Genomic DNA, 16,097 nt, shown 5'->3' on the forward strand with positions numbered 1-16,097 from the left:
AATTCTGCTCCCGGAAGATCTTAACCCATTATTCCGGGTGAGAAGCTATTACTAAAAATTGGAGAGCTACAACTATGAAAAAAATACATATCAATTGCGATCTTGGAGAAGGAGGGGAGCATGACGGGCAGCTTATGCCGCTTATTTCGGCGTGTAATATTGCCTGTGGCGGGCATGCGGGCACGTTAGAAACCATGCAGCACACAGTAGACCTCGCTATGGAAAATGGGGTAGAAATAGGCGCTCATCCGTCCTATCCCGATAAAGAAAACTTCGGAAGGATCTCCATTCCTATGGAAAGTGAAGAACTTAAAAGAAGCCTGGTTGCGCAAATTATGAGCCTAAAGCAAATTGCAGAAGCTGAAGGGGCGGTGCTCACCCATGTAAAGCCTCATGGTGCTCTTTACAATGATGCTTTTAATAATGTTGAAGTTGCAAAAATTATTATCGATTCTGTTCTTGAATTCGGAAATGACCTGGTGCTTTATGTGGCCGAAGGTTCTGTAATTAGTGAGTTGGCAAAAGGTAAATTAGAGATAAGATATGAGGCCTTTGCCGATAGAAATTACAACCCCGATGGCAGTCTTGTAAACCGAAAGGAAACGGGTGCCGTGATCACCCAAAAAGAAGAGGTTTTTAACCATCTTTTATCCATGATTTCTGAGCAAAAAATCACCCCTCAAAAAGGTCAGAAATTTGACACTTTTGCCACCACTTTTTGCCTGCATGGAGACACGCCAAATTCGGTAGAAATTCTTGAATATTTACACCGGGAATTACCCGCTAAAAATATCGAAATCTTTAAAGCTTAATGGAAGTATTTCCGAAGATAAAACGCATGGGCGAGGGGGCAATCCTTGTCGAATTTGAACCTGAAATCACTCCTGAGATCCTTGCAAAGGTTTTAAAGCTCAAGAAATTCCTTCAGAAAAAATTAGCTAAACAAAAGGTTGAAGTAACAAATACATATAACTCATTATTAATTTATTATGTATCTAGTATAGAGAATGCTTATAATGAGATTCATGGCCTTTTTGAAGAGTTTTCGGGAGCTAATATAGAGGAAATTATTGAATCTAAATTATTTCATATTCCAGTGTGTTACAGTGATGTTTTTGCTCTTGACCTTGATGAGATTTCCCGGGTGAAAAAGTTGGCTAAAGAGGAAATAATCAGGTTGCATTCTTCGGTAGATTACCTGGTGTATTTCACCGGATTTTTACCCGGATTTTTATACCTGGGTGGGCTACCCCAAGTGCTGCATTTTTCCCGTAGGGATCACCCCCGGCCACAGGTCCAAAAAGGGGCTGTAGGGATTGGTGAAAAACAGACGGGAATTTACCCTCAAACTAGCCCCGGCGGATGGAATATTATCGGTAATTCTCCGGTAAAATTATTTGATCTGGCAGCAGATAAACCATGCCCAATTTCGGCTGGTGACAGGTTGAGGTTTTACCAGGTAGATTTGGAGGAGCACCAAAGAATTTCTGAGCTGGTAGAAAGAGGGGAATTTAGAATAAAATCTGAAAAACTATGATGGCGCAGGTGGAAATTCTACAGCCGGGATTGTACAGCAGCATACAGGATTTTGGCCGGTATGGTTATCGTGAATTTGGCGTACCAACATCTGGGGCGATGGACAGGCAGGCGGCAAAACTCGCCAACCTTCTGCTGAAGAACGAGCCTGATGCCTCAGTGATGGAAATAACGCTACAGGGGCCAAAAATGGCATTTTCGGGTACTGCTCAAATTGTGATCACCGGGGCGCAACTGTCTCCTGAACTTGACGGCGGGGAGTTGCAGAACAACCAGGTGGTGCAGGTCATGGCTGGGCAGGTACTTAGCTTCAGGAGAAGAAAATGTGGCTATAGAGCCTACCTGGCCATCAAAGGCGGCTTCCAAACCGAAGCAGTTTTAGGTAGCAGGAGCTGGTGTGATGGCGTGACGCCCCACAGCCGACTGGAAAAGGGTGTGAAATTGCCCTTTTTGGAGAGTAAGCGCGCATCTGTTTCAAAATATTCTTCGGTTAAAGTAGATGAGCATATCACTTCAGAAGTAGTGGAGGCTTTTCGGGGGCCGGAGTTTGATCTGCTGCAGCCTTCAGAAAAAGAAGCGCTTCAAAAATGGCATTTTTCAGCAGCAAAAGAAAGTAATCGGATGGGGATTCAATTTCAGGAAAAAATGGAGAATAATCTAAAGCCAATCCTTACAGGTCCGGTGCTTCCCGGTACGGTACAACTCACGCCATCAGGAACTTTAATCGCTTTAATGAGAGATGGTCAAACTACAGGTGGATACCCAAGGATTCTGCAGTTGACAGAAACAGGTATAAATACGCTGGTTCAAAAAATGCCGGGAGAAAAGCTGAGAATAAAGCTGCTTGACTACAGCTAATTGGGAAAAACAGATGGTGCCATTTTCATGAAACTGCTTAAATCCCCTACTATTTAAACATTCCGAAAGATGGCACCATTCTTTATTTTAAGTGCTATAAATTTAATTAAAGTTGATGTGAAAAAGGTAAATTTCTCTAATAATTTACTGTTTTGAATTAAGAATTTTACTAATTGTGTTAGAGGCTGCTAAGTATTTGAGTCTTAATAAATTTCTCTGCTGCCGAATATTTTTAAAGCAGCAGTGAAAGGAATATCTTTGTAAAAAAATTGTAAGTGATAGATTCTGCTAAAATTGAGTTACGAAACCTGAGTGTAAAGGATTATAAGGAGTTAAAGATCTCTATGATTGAGAGCTATGATGCCATGCCAAATGAGTATTGGAGCGAGAAGGAGATCAAAAACCTGATTAAAAAATTTCCCGACGGCCAATTTTGTATAGTGATCAATGAGAAAATTGCAGGTTGTGCCCTGTCAATCATGGTAGATTATAACAAGTTTGACGACAGCCATACCTATGGGGAGATTACCGGCGGAGAGAATTTTTCTACCCACACAAAGTCCGGCGATGTGCTTTATGGTATTGATGTTTTCATCCATCCGGAATATCGCGGGATGCGCCTGGGGCGTAGGCTTTATGAGGCAAGGAAGGAGCTGTGTGAGCAATTAAACCTGAAATCTATCATTTTTGGAGGGCGAATTCCCAACTATGCCGAATATTCCGAAGAGTTAACACCCAAACAGTATATAGAAAAAGTAAAGGTTAAGGAAATACACGATCCTGTGCTGTCTTTTCAGCTCTCTAACGATTTTCACGTGAAAAAGGTGATCAAGGGTTATTTGCCCGGGGATCATGAGAGCAAGGAATTTGCCACCCTCATGGAGTGGAATAACATTTACTACACCAAACCCGACAAGCTCATCAATACGGCCAAAACCGTGGTACGACTGGGGTTGGTGCAGTGGCAAATGCGCCTTTTCAAAGATTTTGATGCCCTTGTATCTCAGATAGAATTTTTTGTGGATGCTGTAAGTGATTATCAAAGTGACTTTATCCTTTTTCCGGAGCTCTTCAATGCGCCTTTAATGGCCGAGTACAATCACCTTAATGAGGCTGAAGCCATCCGTTCCCTGGCCTCTTATACCGATAAGTTGCTGGAGACCTTTGTAGATTTTGCCATCACCTACAACATCAATATTATTACAGGCAGCATGCCTCAAATTATTGGGGAGCACATGTACAATGTGGGCTATTTGTGCCGTCGTGACGGTAGTTATGAGCGGTACGAGAAACTGCATATCACGCCGGCCGAAGGTTCTGCCTGGGGTATGAAAGGTGGCAGCCAGTTAAAAACCCTTGATACCGATTGTGGAAAGATTGGCGTGCTTATTTGTTATGATGTAGAATTTCCGGAGTTAGGAAGATTGCTGGCCGAGCAGGGAATGAACATATTATTTGTGCCTTTCATGACCGACACCCAAAACGGGTATTCCAGGGTTAGGTTATGTGCAATGAGCCGGGCTATAGAAAATGAATGTTACGTGGCAATTGCGGGTTCTGTGGGTAACCTTCCAAAGGTGAATAATATGGATATACAGTACGCGCAGAGTGCTGTGTTTACGCCGTCTGACTTCTCATTTCCTGTAAACGGAATTAAGGCTGAAGCTACTCCAAATACAGAGAGTACCCTGCTTGTTGATGTAGATCTTGACCTGCTTAAGGAGCTGCACACTTTTGGAAGTGTTAGAAACCTGAAAGACCGCCGTAAAGATTTATATTCCCTTAAGCTGAAGAAGTAATTACAAGCGTTTCATTACTTTCTTTATAAGTGGAAGTTTGCCTGCATAGGGAGCGTATCGCAGAGGGATATCTATCCAGGTAGCCCTCTTGCTAATGCTTTTTTTGTGCGTGAAAGTGTCGAAAGAGAATTTACCGTGGTAGCCGCCATAGCCGCTGCTGCCCACCCCACCAAACGGCAGGTTCTTATTGGCAATATGTATTACAACGTCATTGGTGGCACCCCCTCCAAAATGATATTTTTGAAGGATCTTTTCTGAAAAATCCTTGTCTTCAGCAAAAACGTAAAGCGCAAGAGGATCGGGATAATGGCTGATGATCTTTTCGATTTCCGTTTCATCGGAATAAGTGAGAACCGGAAGGATTGGACCAAAGATCTCATCCTGCATTACTGTAGATTCTAGCGAAGGTTCGTTTAGTAGGGTAGGCGCGATATAATTGTCGACTGGAGCGGTCTCGCCTCCTGTGATAATGGTTTGGCCCTCAAGCATCGCCTGCAGCCTTTCAAAATTCTTCTTATTGATGATCCTGGCATAATCTGGCGACTTTTTTATTTCCTCGCCAAAGGCAGCTTTAATTTCCTTTTTTACAGCCTCGGTAAACTCAGTTTTCTTTCGTTTGTCGATCAGGATGTAATCGGGAGAAATACAGGTTTGTCCGGCATTTATGAATTTTCCCCAAACAATTCTTTTCGCTGCCAAACTAATTTTAGCCGAATCATGGATGATACATGGATTTTTTCCGCCGAGTTCGAGAGTTGAGGGAGTAAGATTGGGGGCTATGGCTTTAGCTACAATTCTTCCTACCGGAACGCTTCCGGTAAAAAAGACATAATCCCATTTCTGTTTCAGGAGTTCTTCCGAAGTTTCCACGCCTCCCATGATCACGGCACAATGTACTTCAGGATAAACTTCAGCAAATATTTCTTTGGTGAGTTGAGAAGTTGCGGGAGCGTATTCGCTGGGTTTGATGACCACAGTGTTTCCCGCTGCCAATGCACCTATTGCCGGGGAAACACTTAACTGAAAAGGATAATTCCACGGTGCCAGTACCAGGACTTTTCCGTAGGGCTGGGAATACATATAATCTTTTGATGGAAAATTGAGGAAAGTGCTTTTTACCTTTTGAGGTTTTGCCCACTTTTTTAGCTTCCTGATGGTGTACTTGAGCTCACTGAGGATAAGCGCTGTTTCGGTGGCATAGGTTTCAAATTCGGGTTTCCTGAAATCGGCAAAAAGGGCGGCAGCTATTTCTTTCTCTCTGCTTTCAATGACTTTTTTAAGGGTTTTTAATTTAGATATCCTTTCGGCAACATCAAGAGTTTTACCGGTCTCAAAAAAGGCATTTTGAGCGCTGAGTAGTTGAGGGATGTCTACTGCTGCTATATTTTCGATTTCTTCAGCCATAATTTTTCATTGTAATTTACAAAAATAATGACTGAAGCTAAAGCTGTATTATTTTACAAAGCTCATGGGCAATTTAAACCTTGTAGATACCGGTTCTCCAAAGCGCTGGGCGGGTTCCCATCTTGGCATGTTGCTCAATACCTGAACGGCTACCGCGTTGTACCAGCGTGGAGCACCTTCAACTACCTGTACTTCGCTAATTATCCCTTCTTCATTGATGGTGAAAATAAGTAGAACCTTAACCGTAGTACCTTTCTTTTGTTTTTCAGGCACCGGCAGGGTATTTTTTAAGTATTCTTGGAGGGCATCATTCCCACCGGGATAGGAAGCTGAAACCCAATATGGGAAATGCTCAATTTTTTCACCTTCTTCATTCCATACCGTTCCCGATTTGAATTTGTCTTTTTTAAAGAAATCGTGCCGCTTTTTATTACCATTGGGCCACCAGGCGACGAGCTCTCCATGTCGGTCTCCATTTTTATAATCAATTTTGTACCATGGCTCTCCTGTTTTGTACCAGAATTTATGTCGGCCTTCATTCACCGGTTTTCCATCTTTAATAGACAGATACTGTTCTGCGGAAAGATCTCCGTTTATTTTATAGGTTAACCTACGAAATTCAGCATCTCCTTCATCAGTTTTTTCCTCTATCTTATAAAAAGTAGCTTCGGCAGGACTGGTCACTACTTCATATTTTTCATTCATGTAAATTTTTTCCTGGGCAGAAAGTATTGCGGTAAAAAGCAGGAGGAGGGCGAGAACTGTATTTTTCATTTTTTATAAACCTTTTTTAGTAAAAGAGGGGGAAATTGAGAATATGATTATTGGGGTTGGAATTCTGGGGGAAAATAATGTAAATATTTAAAAGACAAAAAAGGAAATCCGTAAAAGCAGATGCCAAAAATGTAGGGTTTATGCTGAAAGCTATGTAAAAAATAAGGTTTGAAATTATATTATTTTTCTAAGTTGTTTTGGTTTTTAAAAAATAAACTTACTTTTACGGTGTGATTTTAGAGTCTCAAATAATAATAAGGCCCATGTTGCGCCGCCGGATGTAGTCCATCTGTCAGCGCACCTCTCTTTTTGTCTTAATTTTTATTTAGTTTTTTTATTTTGAATCACATTTTTCCACAATACATTTCCCATTTACTTTTTAGGCTTTCTCCTGAGAATTCTTTCAGGCGCCGCCGTAGTTTCCGCCGCACGTTTGTGCGCGCTTAATTATTATGGAACCCAGGTGAGTCCGGTTCTTTCCCCGAAAACCCTTTCTTGATTTTTTAACCTTTAATTCTTTAGCATATGAAAATTGTCATTGCTAATGCTTCTCATGAAAAGTATGCACAGGTAATTTGTGATACTATTGAAGAATCTGCCAAAATTCGCGGCACAGGTATAGCCCGCCGTACACCCGAGTATATTCTTACCAAGATGCAGAACGGAAACGCCGTAATTGCCCTGGAGGGCGATAGATTCGCCGGTTTTTGTTATATCGAAGTGTGGAGTCACGAGAAGTTTGTAGCCAATTCAGGACTTATAGTTCATCCCGATTTCAGGAATCGAGGCCTGGCAAAGGATATCAAAAAAGCCATTTTTGAGCTCTCCCGTAAAAAATATCCTCAAGCCAAGATCTTTGGGATCACCACAGGACTTGCCGTTATGAAGATCAATTACGAATTGGGCTACCAGCCTGTGACCTTTAGTGAACTCACAGATGATGAGAGTTTCTGGAAAGGCTGTCAAACCTGCAAAAATTACGATATTCTTACCCGTACCGAAAGAAAGATGTGTCTTTGCACAGGGATGTTGTATGACCCTGTTAAAAAGGAGAAATCTAAAGAAAAATCAAGACTGAACGACAAGGCGTTCACCCGATTAAAAAGTATCAAACAAACCCTTTTTTACAAAAAAGAAAAAGTGGTTGAAAATATTGAAAATAAAACAAAATGAAAAAAGTAGTAATTGCTTATAGTGGAGGATTAGATACCTCTTATTGCGCGAAATATTTATCAAAAGAAGAAAACTTTGAAGTACATGCAGTGAGCGTGAATACAGGAGGATTTAGTCAGGAAGAGATTGAACGCATTGGTAACACAGCCAAAGCCATTGGTGCCACTACCTATACCAACCTTGATGCGGTTTCTTCCTTTTACCAAAAGGTAGTAAAATATCTCATTTTTGGAAACGTACTAAAGAACAATACTTATCCACTTTCTGTAAGTGCAGAACGTATTATTCAGGCTATTGAAATTGTAAACCACGCCAGGAAAATAGGAGCAGGTTATATTGCCCACGGTAGTACAGGCGCAGGAAATGATCAGGTGAGGTTTGATATGATCTTCCAGATCCTTGCTCCCGAAATTGAAATTATTACACCAATCCGCGATAAGAAATTAACCCGGCAGGAAGAGATCGATTACCTGCAATCTCAGGGGGTAGATATGAACTGGGAAAAAGCAAAATACTCTATCAATAAAGGTTTGTGGGGAACCAGCGTTGGTGGTGCTGAGACCCTGACATCAGAGAAACCTTTGCCAGGGGCGGCTTTCCCTTCCCAACTTCAGGAAAAGGAAGCTTCACGGGTAACACTTACCTTTGAAAAAGGGGAACTTACAGCCGTGAACGGAGAAGAAAATTTTCCCGAGAAGAATATAGAAAAACTGGAAGAACTGGCTTCAGCATATGCTATTGGCCGTGATATCCACGTAGGAGACACGATTATTGGTATTAAAGGAAGGGTAGGTTTTGAAGCAGCTGCGGCTTTAATAACCATTAAGGCACACCACCTTTTGGAAAAACACACCCTGAGTAAATGGCAGTTACAACATAAAGAAAATGTTGCAAGTTGGTACGGAATGCACCTTCACGAGGGCCAATACCTGGATCCTGTGATGCGCGATTTTGAAGCTTTTTTACAGAACTCCCAGCAACAGGTAACAGGGGAAGTATATATTAGCCTGCACCCATATAGATTTGTTCTGGAAGGGATCTCTTCTCCTTTTGATCTTATGAACAGCGGCTTCGGAAAATACGGAGAAGAAAACAATGCCTGGACAGCACAGGATGCCAAAGGTTTTATTAAGATCCTTAGTAATTCAGGAAAGATCTATAACCAGGTAAAACAGAAATCATGATCAAAGCAGGAATAATTGGGGGAGCCGGATATACGGCCGGGGAATTGACCCGGATCCTGGTAAACCATCCGCAGGTAGCGCTGGATTTTATTTACAGCACCTCAAGTGCAGGAAAACCTGTATATGCCATTCACCAGGACCTTGTTGGGGAAACCGAAATTACTTTCAGCAGTAAAGTAAACACTAATGTAGATGTGGTTTTTCTCTGCCTTGGGCATGGAAACTCTAAAAAGTTCCTGGAAGAGACAGAGTTCTCAAAAAGTACCAAAATCATTGATCTAAGTACCGATTTCAGGAAAACAGAACCTTCACATTCATTTATTTACGGCCTGCCTGAATTAAACAGGAGAAAGATTGAAAGTGCAGAATTCATTGCAAATCCCGGTTGTTTTGCAACGGCAATCAACCTGGCACTTTTACCTCTTGCATATGCAGGATTATTGAAAGAAGACGTTCACGTAAATGCTGTCACAGGCGCAACCGGCGCCGGAACCTCTTTTTCGGGCTTTACACATTTCGCCTGGAGAGATAATAACTTTTCTTCTTACAAGGCTTTTGAACATCAACATCTTTCAGAAATTGGGCAGAGTGTGCTGCAGCTACAGGAAAATTTTGATCACAAGATCAATTTTATTCCCAACCGGGGCAATTTCTCCCGCGGTATTCACTGTACAACATATACCTCTTTTGAGGGGGAACTGGAAGACGCTGTTGGGATATATAAGATGTTCTATGCAAATGCGGCTTTTACACACGTGGTAGAAGAAGAACTGCATCTTAAACAGGTAGTTAATACCAATAAATGCCTGGTAAGAGTGCAAAAGTTTGATGATAAGATATTGATCACCACTGTTCTTGACAACTTGCTAAAAGGTGCCAGTGGGCAGGCGGTTCAAAATATGAACCTTATGTTTGGTCTTGAAGAAAGCACGGGGCTGAAATTGAAAGCGAATTATTTCTAACTAAATAAGATCTCACAGGTTTTTAAAACCTGTGAGATCTCTAAACCTACCTGATATGAAAATCGCAATTCTTGGAGCGGGAAACCTGGGGCTCTCAATCGCCAAAGGACTCCTTGTGAGCAATGCTTACAACACACTTTATCTCACTAAAAGAAAAACAGAAGCTATACAGGAATATTCTGAATATGAGAACGTGGTGGTAACAAAAAGTAACCGCGAAGCTGTTCAAAATTCTGATATTCTCATTCTGGCAGTGCAACCCAAACAGATTGAAACCGTACTGGAGGAAATTAAAAATGACTTGCACGAGAGACATGTGATTATTTCGACCATTACGGGAGTGAGTATAAGCAGGATCGAAGATTTGGTGGGAGATCACATCATTATTCGGGCAATGCCTAACACTGCCATTGCCGTAAAGAAATCAATGACATGTCTTTGCAGTAATGAGAAAGGACAAAAACAGCTTCAGGTAGCCGAGGCTATTTTCGATAAAATGGGAACAACAATGGTAATTCCCGAAAACAAAATGCAGGCCGCAACAGTATTATGTGCCAGCGGAATAGCTTTTTGGATGCGATTAATAAGAGCCACTACTCAAAGTGCAGTTCAGTTAGGTTTTGACGCTAAAGAGGCTCAGCAACTATCAATGCAGACCTGTCTTGGTGCAGCGAGTTTATTGATAGAATCGGGTAAACATCCCGAAGAAGAAATAGACAAAGTAACCACACCTATGGGTTGTACCATTGAAGGTCTTAACGAAATGGAACACCACGGCCTCAGTTCTTCGCTAATACGGGGAATGCAGGCTTCATTCAAAAAAATCAATAATATTTCTAATTAGCCCCCATGAATTTATTTGACGTTTATCCACTATATAATATTACTCCTGTAAAGGGAGAAGGCTGTCATGTCTATGATGACGAAGGCAAAAAGTATCTCGATTTGTATGGCGGTCATGCCGTAATTTCGATAGGCCATTCGCATCCTTCTTATGTTAAAGCCGTACAGGAGCAGGTTCAAAAACTCGGATTTTACTCCAATTCCATAAAAAATCCGTTACAGGATGAACTTGCCGAAAAACTTTTGCAGGTTTCGGGACTTGAAAATTATAAACTTTTTCTTTGTAATTCGGGTGCCGAGGCTAACGAAAATGCACTTAAACTTGCTTCATTTCACACCGGGAAAAGCAGGGTGATCTATTTTAAAAATGCTTTCCACGGAAGAACTTCGGGTGCTGTGGCAGTGACCGATAATGAGAGTATAAAAGCTCCTTTTAACAAGGCTCATGAAGTTACCTGCCTTGCTTTTGAAGATGTGTCAGGTCTGGAAAAAGAACTTTCAAAAGGGGATGTTGCCGGGGTCATTGTTGAAATTATCCAGGGAGTGGGAGGTCTTGATGAAGCATCTACCGAATTTTATCAGGCTACGGCCAATCTATGTTCAAAATACAATGCTGTTCTCCTTGCCGATGAAGTGCAATCGGGTTATGGCAGGACCGGAGATTTCTTTGCCTTCCAAAAACATCAAATTTCACCCGATATTATTTCAGTAGCGAAAGGAATGGGCAACGGATTTCCAATTGGGGGGATCCTTATTTCTTCAAAATTTGAAGCAAAACACGGCTTATTGGGAACCACCTTTGGCGGTAATCACCTGGCCTGTGCAGCGGGTATTGCCGTTCTTGACGTGATAGAAAATGAGAACCTGATGCAAAATGCAGCCGAAATTTTTCAGTTTGTCAAAGAAAAGGCTGCTGAAATTCCGCAGATAAAGCAAGTGAAAGGAAGAGGCTTGATGTTGGGGCTGGAATTTGACTTTGAAGTGGCCAGCCTTCGGAAAGATCTCCTGTTTGAACATCAGATTTTTACAGGAGCAGCTTCCAATAAAAAGTTATTGCGAATACTACCACCTCTAAGTATCCAAAAAGGGCATTTTGAGCAGTTCTTTTCGGCGTTGAAGTCAGAACTTAAAAATCAATAATATCTAGCAGATTAAATAAGGCCTCACAGATTTTATCCCGATAACTATCGGGGCTGTGAGGTCTCAATAAACATATTTTAAAAATGAAGAATTATATCAGTTTATCAGATATAGAAAATTTAGATTTGGCTATAGCAGAAGGGCTTCAGCTTAAGAACAATAATACGGTAGCAAACGTGGGAAAGGGAAAAACTCTTGGAATGTTGTTTTTTAACCCGAGCCTTCGCACGCGCCTTAGTACCGAAAAAGCTGCAAAGCTCCTCGGGATGGAGGTGATGGTGATGAATGCCGATAAAGATGGCTGGGCTTTGGAGTTTGAAGATGGAGCAATTATGAATTCCAACAAAGCAGAACATATCAAGGAAGCGGCTGCCGTGCTCTCACAATATTGTGATATTATTGCGGTGCGGGCATTTCCCGGCCTTGAAGATAAAGCAAAAGATGAAGAAGACCTGGTGATGAAAAGCTTTAAAAAATATGCTACTGTGCCGGTGGTAAATCTTGAAAGTGCTACAGGGCATCCGCTTCAGGCCCTAACCGATGCCATGACCATTACAGAGCTGCAAAAGACAAAAAAGCCAAAGGTTGTCCTTACATGGGCACCGCACCCACGGGCCCTGCCTCAAAGTGTCCCCAACTCGTTCGTTGAGGTGATGCAGCGTATGGATGTTGAATTTGTAATTGCAAATCCTCCGGGTTACGATTTGAACCCTCAGGTCAAAAAAGATACAAAGGTGTTTCACAATCAAGATGAGGCACTTAAAGATGCCGATTTTGTTTACGTAAAGAACTGGAGCAGCTATGAGAACTACGGAAAGATCTTATCTGAAGACAGTTCCTGGACCTTTAGTGAACAAAAAGTACAGCTTACAAACGATGCAAAAGTGATGCATTGCCTGCCCGTAAGGCGAAATGTGGTTATTGATGATGCCGTACTGGACAGTCCTAATTCCGTAGTAATTCAACAAGCCGGGAACAGGACCTACGCCGCCCAGGTGGTGCTGAAGAGGTTGCTCGAAAACCTGGAGATAGAATAAGATAAACAGCATAAGGCACAGCTGAAGGGAATAGTTCAATAAATCTGGCTTGGTTTAAAAAAGCCTGTAAAATGTCAACATGAGAAAACAAGATCTTACTATTGTAAAAATAGGAGGAAAGCTAATTGAAAACGAGGAGCGGCTTTCGTCTTTCCTCAATGATTTTTCTGCTCTTAATGGTCTGAAGATCCTCATTCACGGAGGTGGAAATATGGCAACCGAAATCGCTACAAAATTAGGATTCCCCACAAAGATGATCGACGGCCGCCGAATTACAGATGCCAATTCGCTTAAAGTGATCGTGATGACCTACGGCGGACTCATAAATAAAACCATTGTTGCTAAATTACAGGCGCTCCAGGCTAACGCCGTGGGTCTTTGCGGGGCAGATGGCAATAGTATTGTTTCTAAAAAGCGTGCAGTTAAAGAAATTGATTACGGTTTTGTAGGAGATATAGAAACGGTGAATACCAGGTTTATAAATTCTTTGCTGGAGCAGGGCTGCGTTCCTGTTTTTTCGGCTATTTCAGCTACTCGTGAGGGACAACTTTTAAATACCAACGGGGACTCTGTTGCTGCTGAAATTGCAAAGGCAATGAGCAGTATTTATAACACCCAATTGTATTTTTGTTTTGAGAAGAAGGGCGTTTTGGCCAATCCGCAAGATGAAAATTCGGTTATTCCTGAAATTGATCATAAAAAATATCAGCAGCTTCTTGAAGAAAAAGTGATAAGTGAAGGAATGCTTCCGAAGCTTCACAATTGTTTTGAAGCTTTGGATCATGGAGTGAATAAAATATTTCTTGGAAATGCTGATGTTCTTAAAATGGGAAATTCCTGTACAAAAATCATAAAATGACACACTTATCTAAATTGCAGACCGAAGCCCTGGAACTTCTCAAAAAATTGATTTCCACCCAGTCTTTTTCAGGAGAAGAAGAAGGTACAGCCGCATTGCTTGAGCAGTGGTTCAACGATCATGAGATTCCTTTTCAGCGCCACCTGAACAACGTTTGGGCAGTGAATAAGAACTTTGAAGATACAAAACCCACTTTGCTGCTTAATTCCCATCACGATACTGTTAAACCTAATTTGGCTTACACGAAGGATCCTTTTAATGCTGAAATTTCTGAAGGGAAATTGTTCGGTCTTGGAAGCAATGATGCAGGTGGATGTTTAGTATCCCTGCTGGCCACTTTTACCTATTTTTACAAAGCTGAAGGTTTGTCACATAACCTGATTTTTGCCGGAACAGCTGAAGAGGAGATCAATGGAAAGGATGGTATTGCGTGCCTTTTGCCTTTGCTGCCAAAAGTAGATGTTGCCATTGTAGGAGAACCCACGCTGATGGATTTGGCAATAGCCGAAAAAGGCCTGGTAGTATTTGATGTTTTAGTAAAAGGAACACCTTCACATGCTGCACATCCCAATGATGATAATGCCATTTATAAATCGGCAAAAGCCTTGCAGTGGTTTGAAGCCTGTAAATTTGAAAAAGTTTCAGAAGCTCTAGGAGAAGTGAAGCTTACAGTTACTCAAATTAAAGCAGGAAGCCAGCACAATGTAGTGCCGGCACAGGTTGAACTGGTGGTAGATGTGAGAGTTAACGACCAGTACAGCAATGCCGAAATTGCAGCTATTTTGGCAGAACAAGCCCCTGTTGATGAGATCAAGCCACGTTCTTTAAGACTTAATTCTTCTTCCATTCCTCTGGAGCATCCATTAATAGAGGCAGGTATTTCTTTAGGAATGAAAACTTATGGATCACCTACCCTTAGTGATCAGGCTATGCTTAGCTGCCCTTCTTTAAAATTAGGTCCCGGAGACTCTACCAGGTCACATTCGGCAGATGAGTTTATCTTTGTGAAGGAAATAGAAGAAGGTATTGAGAAGTATATAAAATTGCTGGAAAAGGCATTGGTATAAAAATAAATTTAAGACCTCACAGGTTTTTGAAACCTGTGAGGTCTATTAAATCGGAAATATGAAACTCTGGGATAAAGGAATATCAATAGACAAAAAGATCGAGAATTTTACTGTGGGTAATGACAGGCAACTGGATATGTTCCTTGCCGCGCATGATCTGCAGGCTTCGGCGGCACATGCTAAAATGCTGGGGAAAGTTGGCCTAATTGGAGAAGAAGAGGTGATTCAATTAGTTGAGGAACTTCAGCGCCTTCAGCAACAGGTAAAGAACGGAACTTTTGTGATTGAAGAAGATTTTGAGGATGTGCACTCCAAAATAGAGTTTGAGCTCACCAAAAAACTGGGAGACACCGGAAAGAAAATCCATACCGCCCGTTCACGGAATGATCAGGTTTTGGTGGCACTGCATCTTTATTTCAGGGAAAACCTTCAGGAGATCATCAGTCGGGTCAATGATTTGATAGAAGTACTTCTTAAACTTGCTGAAGAGCATCAAAACAGCCTTTTGCCGGGTTACACTCATTTACAGGTAGCCATGCCTTCCTCTTTTGGGTTGTGGTTTTCGGCATATGCAGAGATACTAATAGACGACCTCTACCAACTTAAGGCCGCGCTAAAAATAGTAGATCAAAACCCCTTAGGTTCTGCCGCAGGCTATGGCTCCTCATTTCCTATAGACCGGGAATTTACCACAAAGGAGCTCGGTTTTTCCACCTTAAAATACAACGTGGTGGCAGCTCAAATGAGCAGGGGGAAAAGTGAAAGGGCAGTAACTTCGGCAATAGCTTCGGTGGCCAATACGCTCTCCCGTTTCTCTATGGATATCTGTCTTTATATGAGCCAGAATTTCTCCTTTATCAGCTTTCCGGAGGCACTTACTACCGGTTCCAGTATTATGCCTCATAAAAAGAACCCCGACGTCTTTGAACTTGTAAGGGGTAAAAGCAACAAACTCCAATCTATAGCCGGGGAAATGGTACTGGTGACCAACAATCTGCCGAGCGGTTATCACAGGGATTTTCAGGTGATCAAAGAGAACAGTATATATTCTGTAGAAGGTTTGAAAGAGATCCTCGATGTTTTTACACATTCCATTTCGCAGATTATTGTGAAGGAGGTAAACCTGCAGGATGAAAAATATAAATACCTTTTTACCGTAGACAGCATTAACGATCTTGTGATGGAAGGAAAATCCTTCAGGGAAGCCTACCAGATCATTGGCGAACAGGTTCAACAAGGCACTTATGAACCTGTGGGCAACAAACATCATTCCCACAGCGGAAGTAAAGACAATCTTTCTCTTGACGAAATAAGGAAAAAGCAAAGATCTGTAGATTAACTTTCCATTATTCTTACCTCTCAAAAATGCCGTTTTTTAACGGCATTTTTTATTCTTGGAGGGTAAATACCCCGAGGCTTGCCTCGCGTGAAAAAAATAGTAATCTTTGAGCGTGAGCTCAA

The 16,097-nt window shown here is 41.7% G+C and carries 15 protein-coding genes; 13 read left to right on the forward strand and 2 right to left on the reverse strand.

Annotated elements, in window-relative coordinates; genetic code table 11:
* The first annotated feature begins 74 nt into the window (after positions 1 to 74).
* From pxpA to OQ279_RS16305, 4 genes are all read left to right on the forward strand, one after another.
* Complete coding sequence (gene pxpA, locus OQ279_RS16290) at positions 75 to 812, forward strand: 5-oxoprolinase subunit PxpA (protein WP_266071112.1); 738 nt, start codon at positions 75 to 77, stop codon at positions 810 to 812.
* Complete coding sequence (gene pxpB, locus OQ279_RS16295) at positions 812 to 1,537, forward strand: 5-oxoprolinase subunit PxpB (protein ID WP_266071113.1); 726 nt, start codon at positions 812 to 814, stop codon at positions 1,535 to 1,537. Before pxpA ends, pxpB begins: the two co-directional genes overlap by 1 nt.
* Complete coding sequence (locus OQ279_RS16300; RefSeq protein ID WP_266071114.1) at positions 1,534 to 2,394, forward strand: 5-oxoprolinase subunit C family protein; 861 nt, start codon at positions 1,534 to 1,536, stop codon at positions 2,392 to 2,394. Before pxpB ends, OQ279_RS16300 begins: the two co-directional genes overlap by 4 nt.
* Positions 2,395 to 2,669: 275 nt before the next feature.
* Positions 2,670 to 4,193 (forward strand): bifunctional GNAT family N-acetyltransferase/carbon-nitrogen hydrolase family protein, encoded by a 1,524-nt coding sequence (locus OQ279_RS16305; RefSeq protein ID WP_266071115.1) that lies wholly within the window; start codon positions 2,670 to 2,672, stop codon positions 4,191 to 4,193.
* On the opposite strand, the gene OQ279_RS16310 is transcribed toward OQ279_RS16305, so the two are convergent.
* Positions 4,194 to 5,597 carry an aldehyde dehydrogenase gene (locus OQ279_RS16310; RefSeq protein WP_266071116.1) on the reverse strand — a complete coding sequence of 468 codons (1,404 nt, stop codon included), beginning with the start codon at positions 5,595 to 5,597 and terminating at the stop codon, positions 4,194 to 4,196.
* Positions 5,598 to 5,645: 48 nt separating this feature from the next.
* Positions 5,646 to 6,371: an energy transducer TonB gene (locus OQ279_RS16315; protein ID WP_266071117.1), complete on the reverse strand. Its 726-nt coding sequence runs from the start codon at positions 6,369 to 6,371 to the stop codon at positions 5,646 to 5,648.
* A 525-nt stretch (positions 6,372 to 6,896) separates the two neighbouring features.
* On the opposite strand from OQ279_RS16315, the gene OQ279_RS16320 reads away from it, so the two are divergent.
* From OQ279_RS16320 to argH, 9 genes are all read left to right on the forward strand, one after another.
* Positions 6,897 to 7,544 carry a GNAT family N-acetyltransferase gene (locus OQ279_RS16320; RefSeq protein WP_266071118.1) on the forward strand — a complete coding sequence of 216 codons (648 nt, stop codon included), beginning with the start codon at positions 6,897 to 6,899 and terminating at the stop codon, positions 7,542 to 7,544.
* Entirely contained in the window at positions 7,541 to 8,728 is a 1,188-nt protein-coding gene (locus OQ279_RS16325; protein WP_266071119.1) for an argininosuccinate synthase, read from the forward strand. Before OQ279_RS16320 ends, OQ279_RS16325 begins: the two co-directional genes overlap by 4 nt.
* The gene (argC, locus tag OQ279_RS16330) at positions 8,725 to 9,690 is read left to right on the forward strand and encodes an N-acetyl-gamma-glutamyl-phosphate reductase (RefSeq protein WP_266071120.1); all 966 of its coding nucleotides are present in this window, start codon (positions 8,725 to 8,727) and stop codon (positions 9,688 to 9,690) included. The genes OQ279_RS16325 and argC overlap by 4 nt, the downstream gene beginning before the upstream one ends.
* 55 nt (positions 9,691 to 9,745) lie before the next feature.
* On the forward strand, positions 9,746 to 10,534 hold the full coding sequence (gene proC, locus OQ279_RS16335; protein WP_266071121.1) for a pyrroline-5-carboxylate reductase: 789 nt from the start codon (positions 9,746 to 9,748) through the stop codon (positions 10,532 to 10,534).
* 5 nt (positions 10,535 to 10,539) lie between these two features.
* The gene (locus OQ279_RS16340; protein WP_266071122.1) at positions 10,540 to 11,673 is read left to right on the forward strand and encodes an aspartate aminotransferase family protein; all 1,134 of its coding nucleotides are present in this window, start codon (positions 10,540 to 10,542) and stop codon (positions 11,671 to 11,673) included.
* 83 nt (positions 11,674 to 11,756) lie between these two features.
* The gene (locus OQ279_RS16345) at positions 11,757 to 12,710 is read left to right on the forward strand and encodes an N-acetylornithine carbamoyltransferase (protein ID WP_266071123.1); all 954 of its coding nucleotides are present in this window, start codon (positions 11,757 to 11,759) and stop codon (positions 12,708 to 12,710) included.
* A 79-nt stretch (positions 12,711 to 12,789) separates the two neighbouring features.
* Positions 12,790 to 13,569 carry an acetylglutamate kinase gene (gene argB / locus OQ279_RS16350; RefSeq protein ID WP_266071124.1) on the forward strand — a complete coding sequence of 260 codons (780 nt, stop codon included), beginning with the start codon at positions 12,790 to 12,792 and terminating at the stop codon, positions 13,567 to 13,569.
* Positions 13,566 to 14,636, forward strand: a complete 1,071-nt coding sequence (locus OQ279_RS16355) for a M20 family metallo-hydrolase (RefSeq protein ID WP_266071125.1) — start codon at positions 13,566 to 13,568, stop codon at positions 14,634 to 14,636. Before argB ends, OQ279_RS16355 begins: the two co-directional genes overlap by 4 nt.
* Positions 14,637 to 14,694: 58 nt before the next feature.
* The gene (gene argH / locus OQ279_RS16360) at positions 14,695 to 15,975 is read left to right on the forward strand and encodes an argininosuccinate lyase (protein ID WP_266071126.1); all 1,281 of its coding nucleotides are present in this window, start codon (positions 14,695 to 14,697) and stop codon (positions 15,973 to 15,975) included.
* Positions 15,976 to 16,097 lie beyond the last annotated feature (122 nt).

The sequence above is a fragment of the Salinimicrobium profundisediminis genome, from assembly GCF_026241755.1.
Taxonomy (GTDB): domain Bacteria; phylum Bacteroidota; class Bacteroidia; order Flavobacteriales; family Flavobacteriaceae; genus Salinimicrobium; species Salinimicrobium profundisediminis.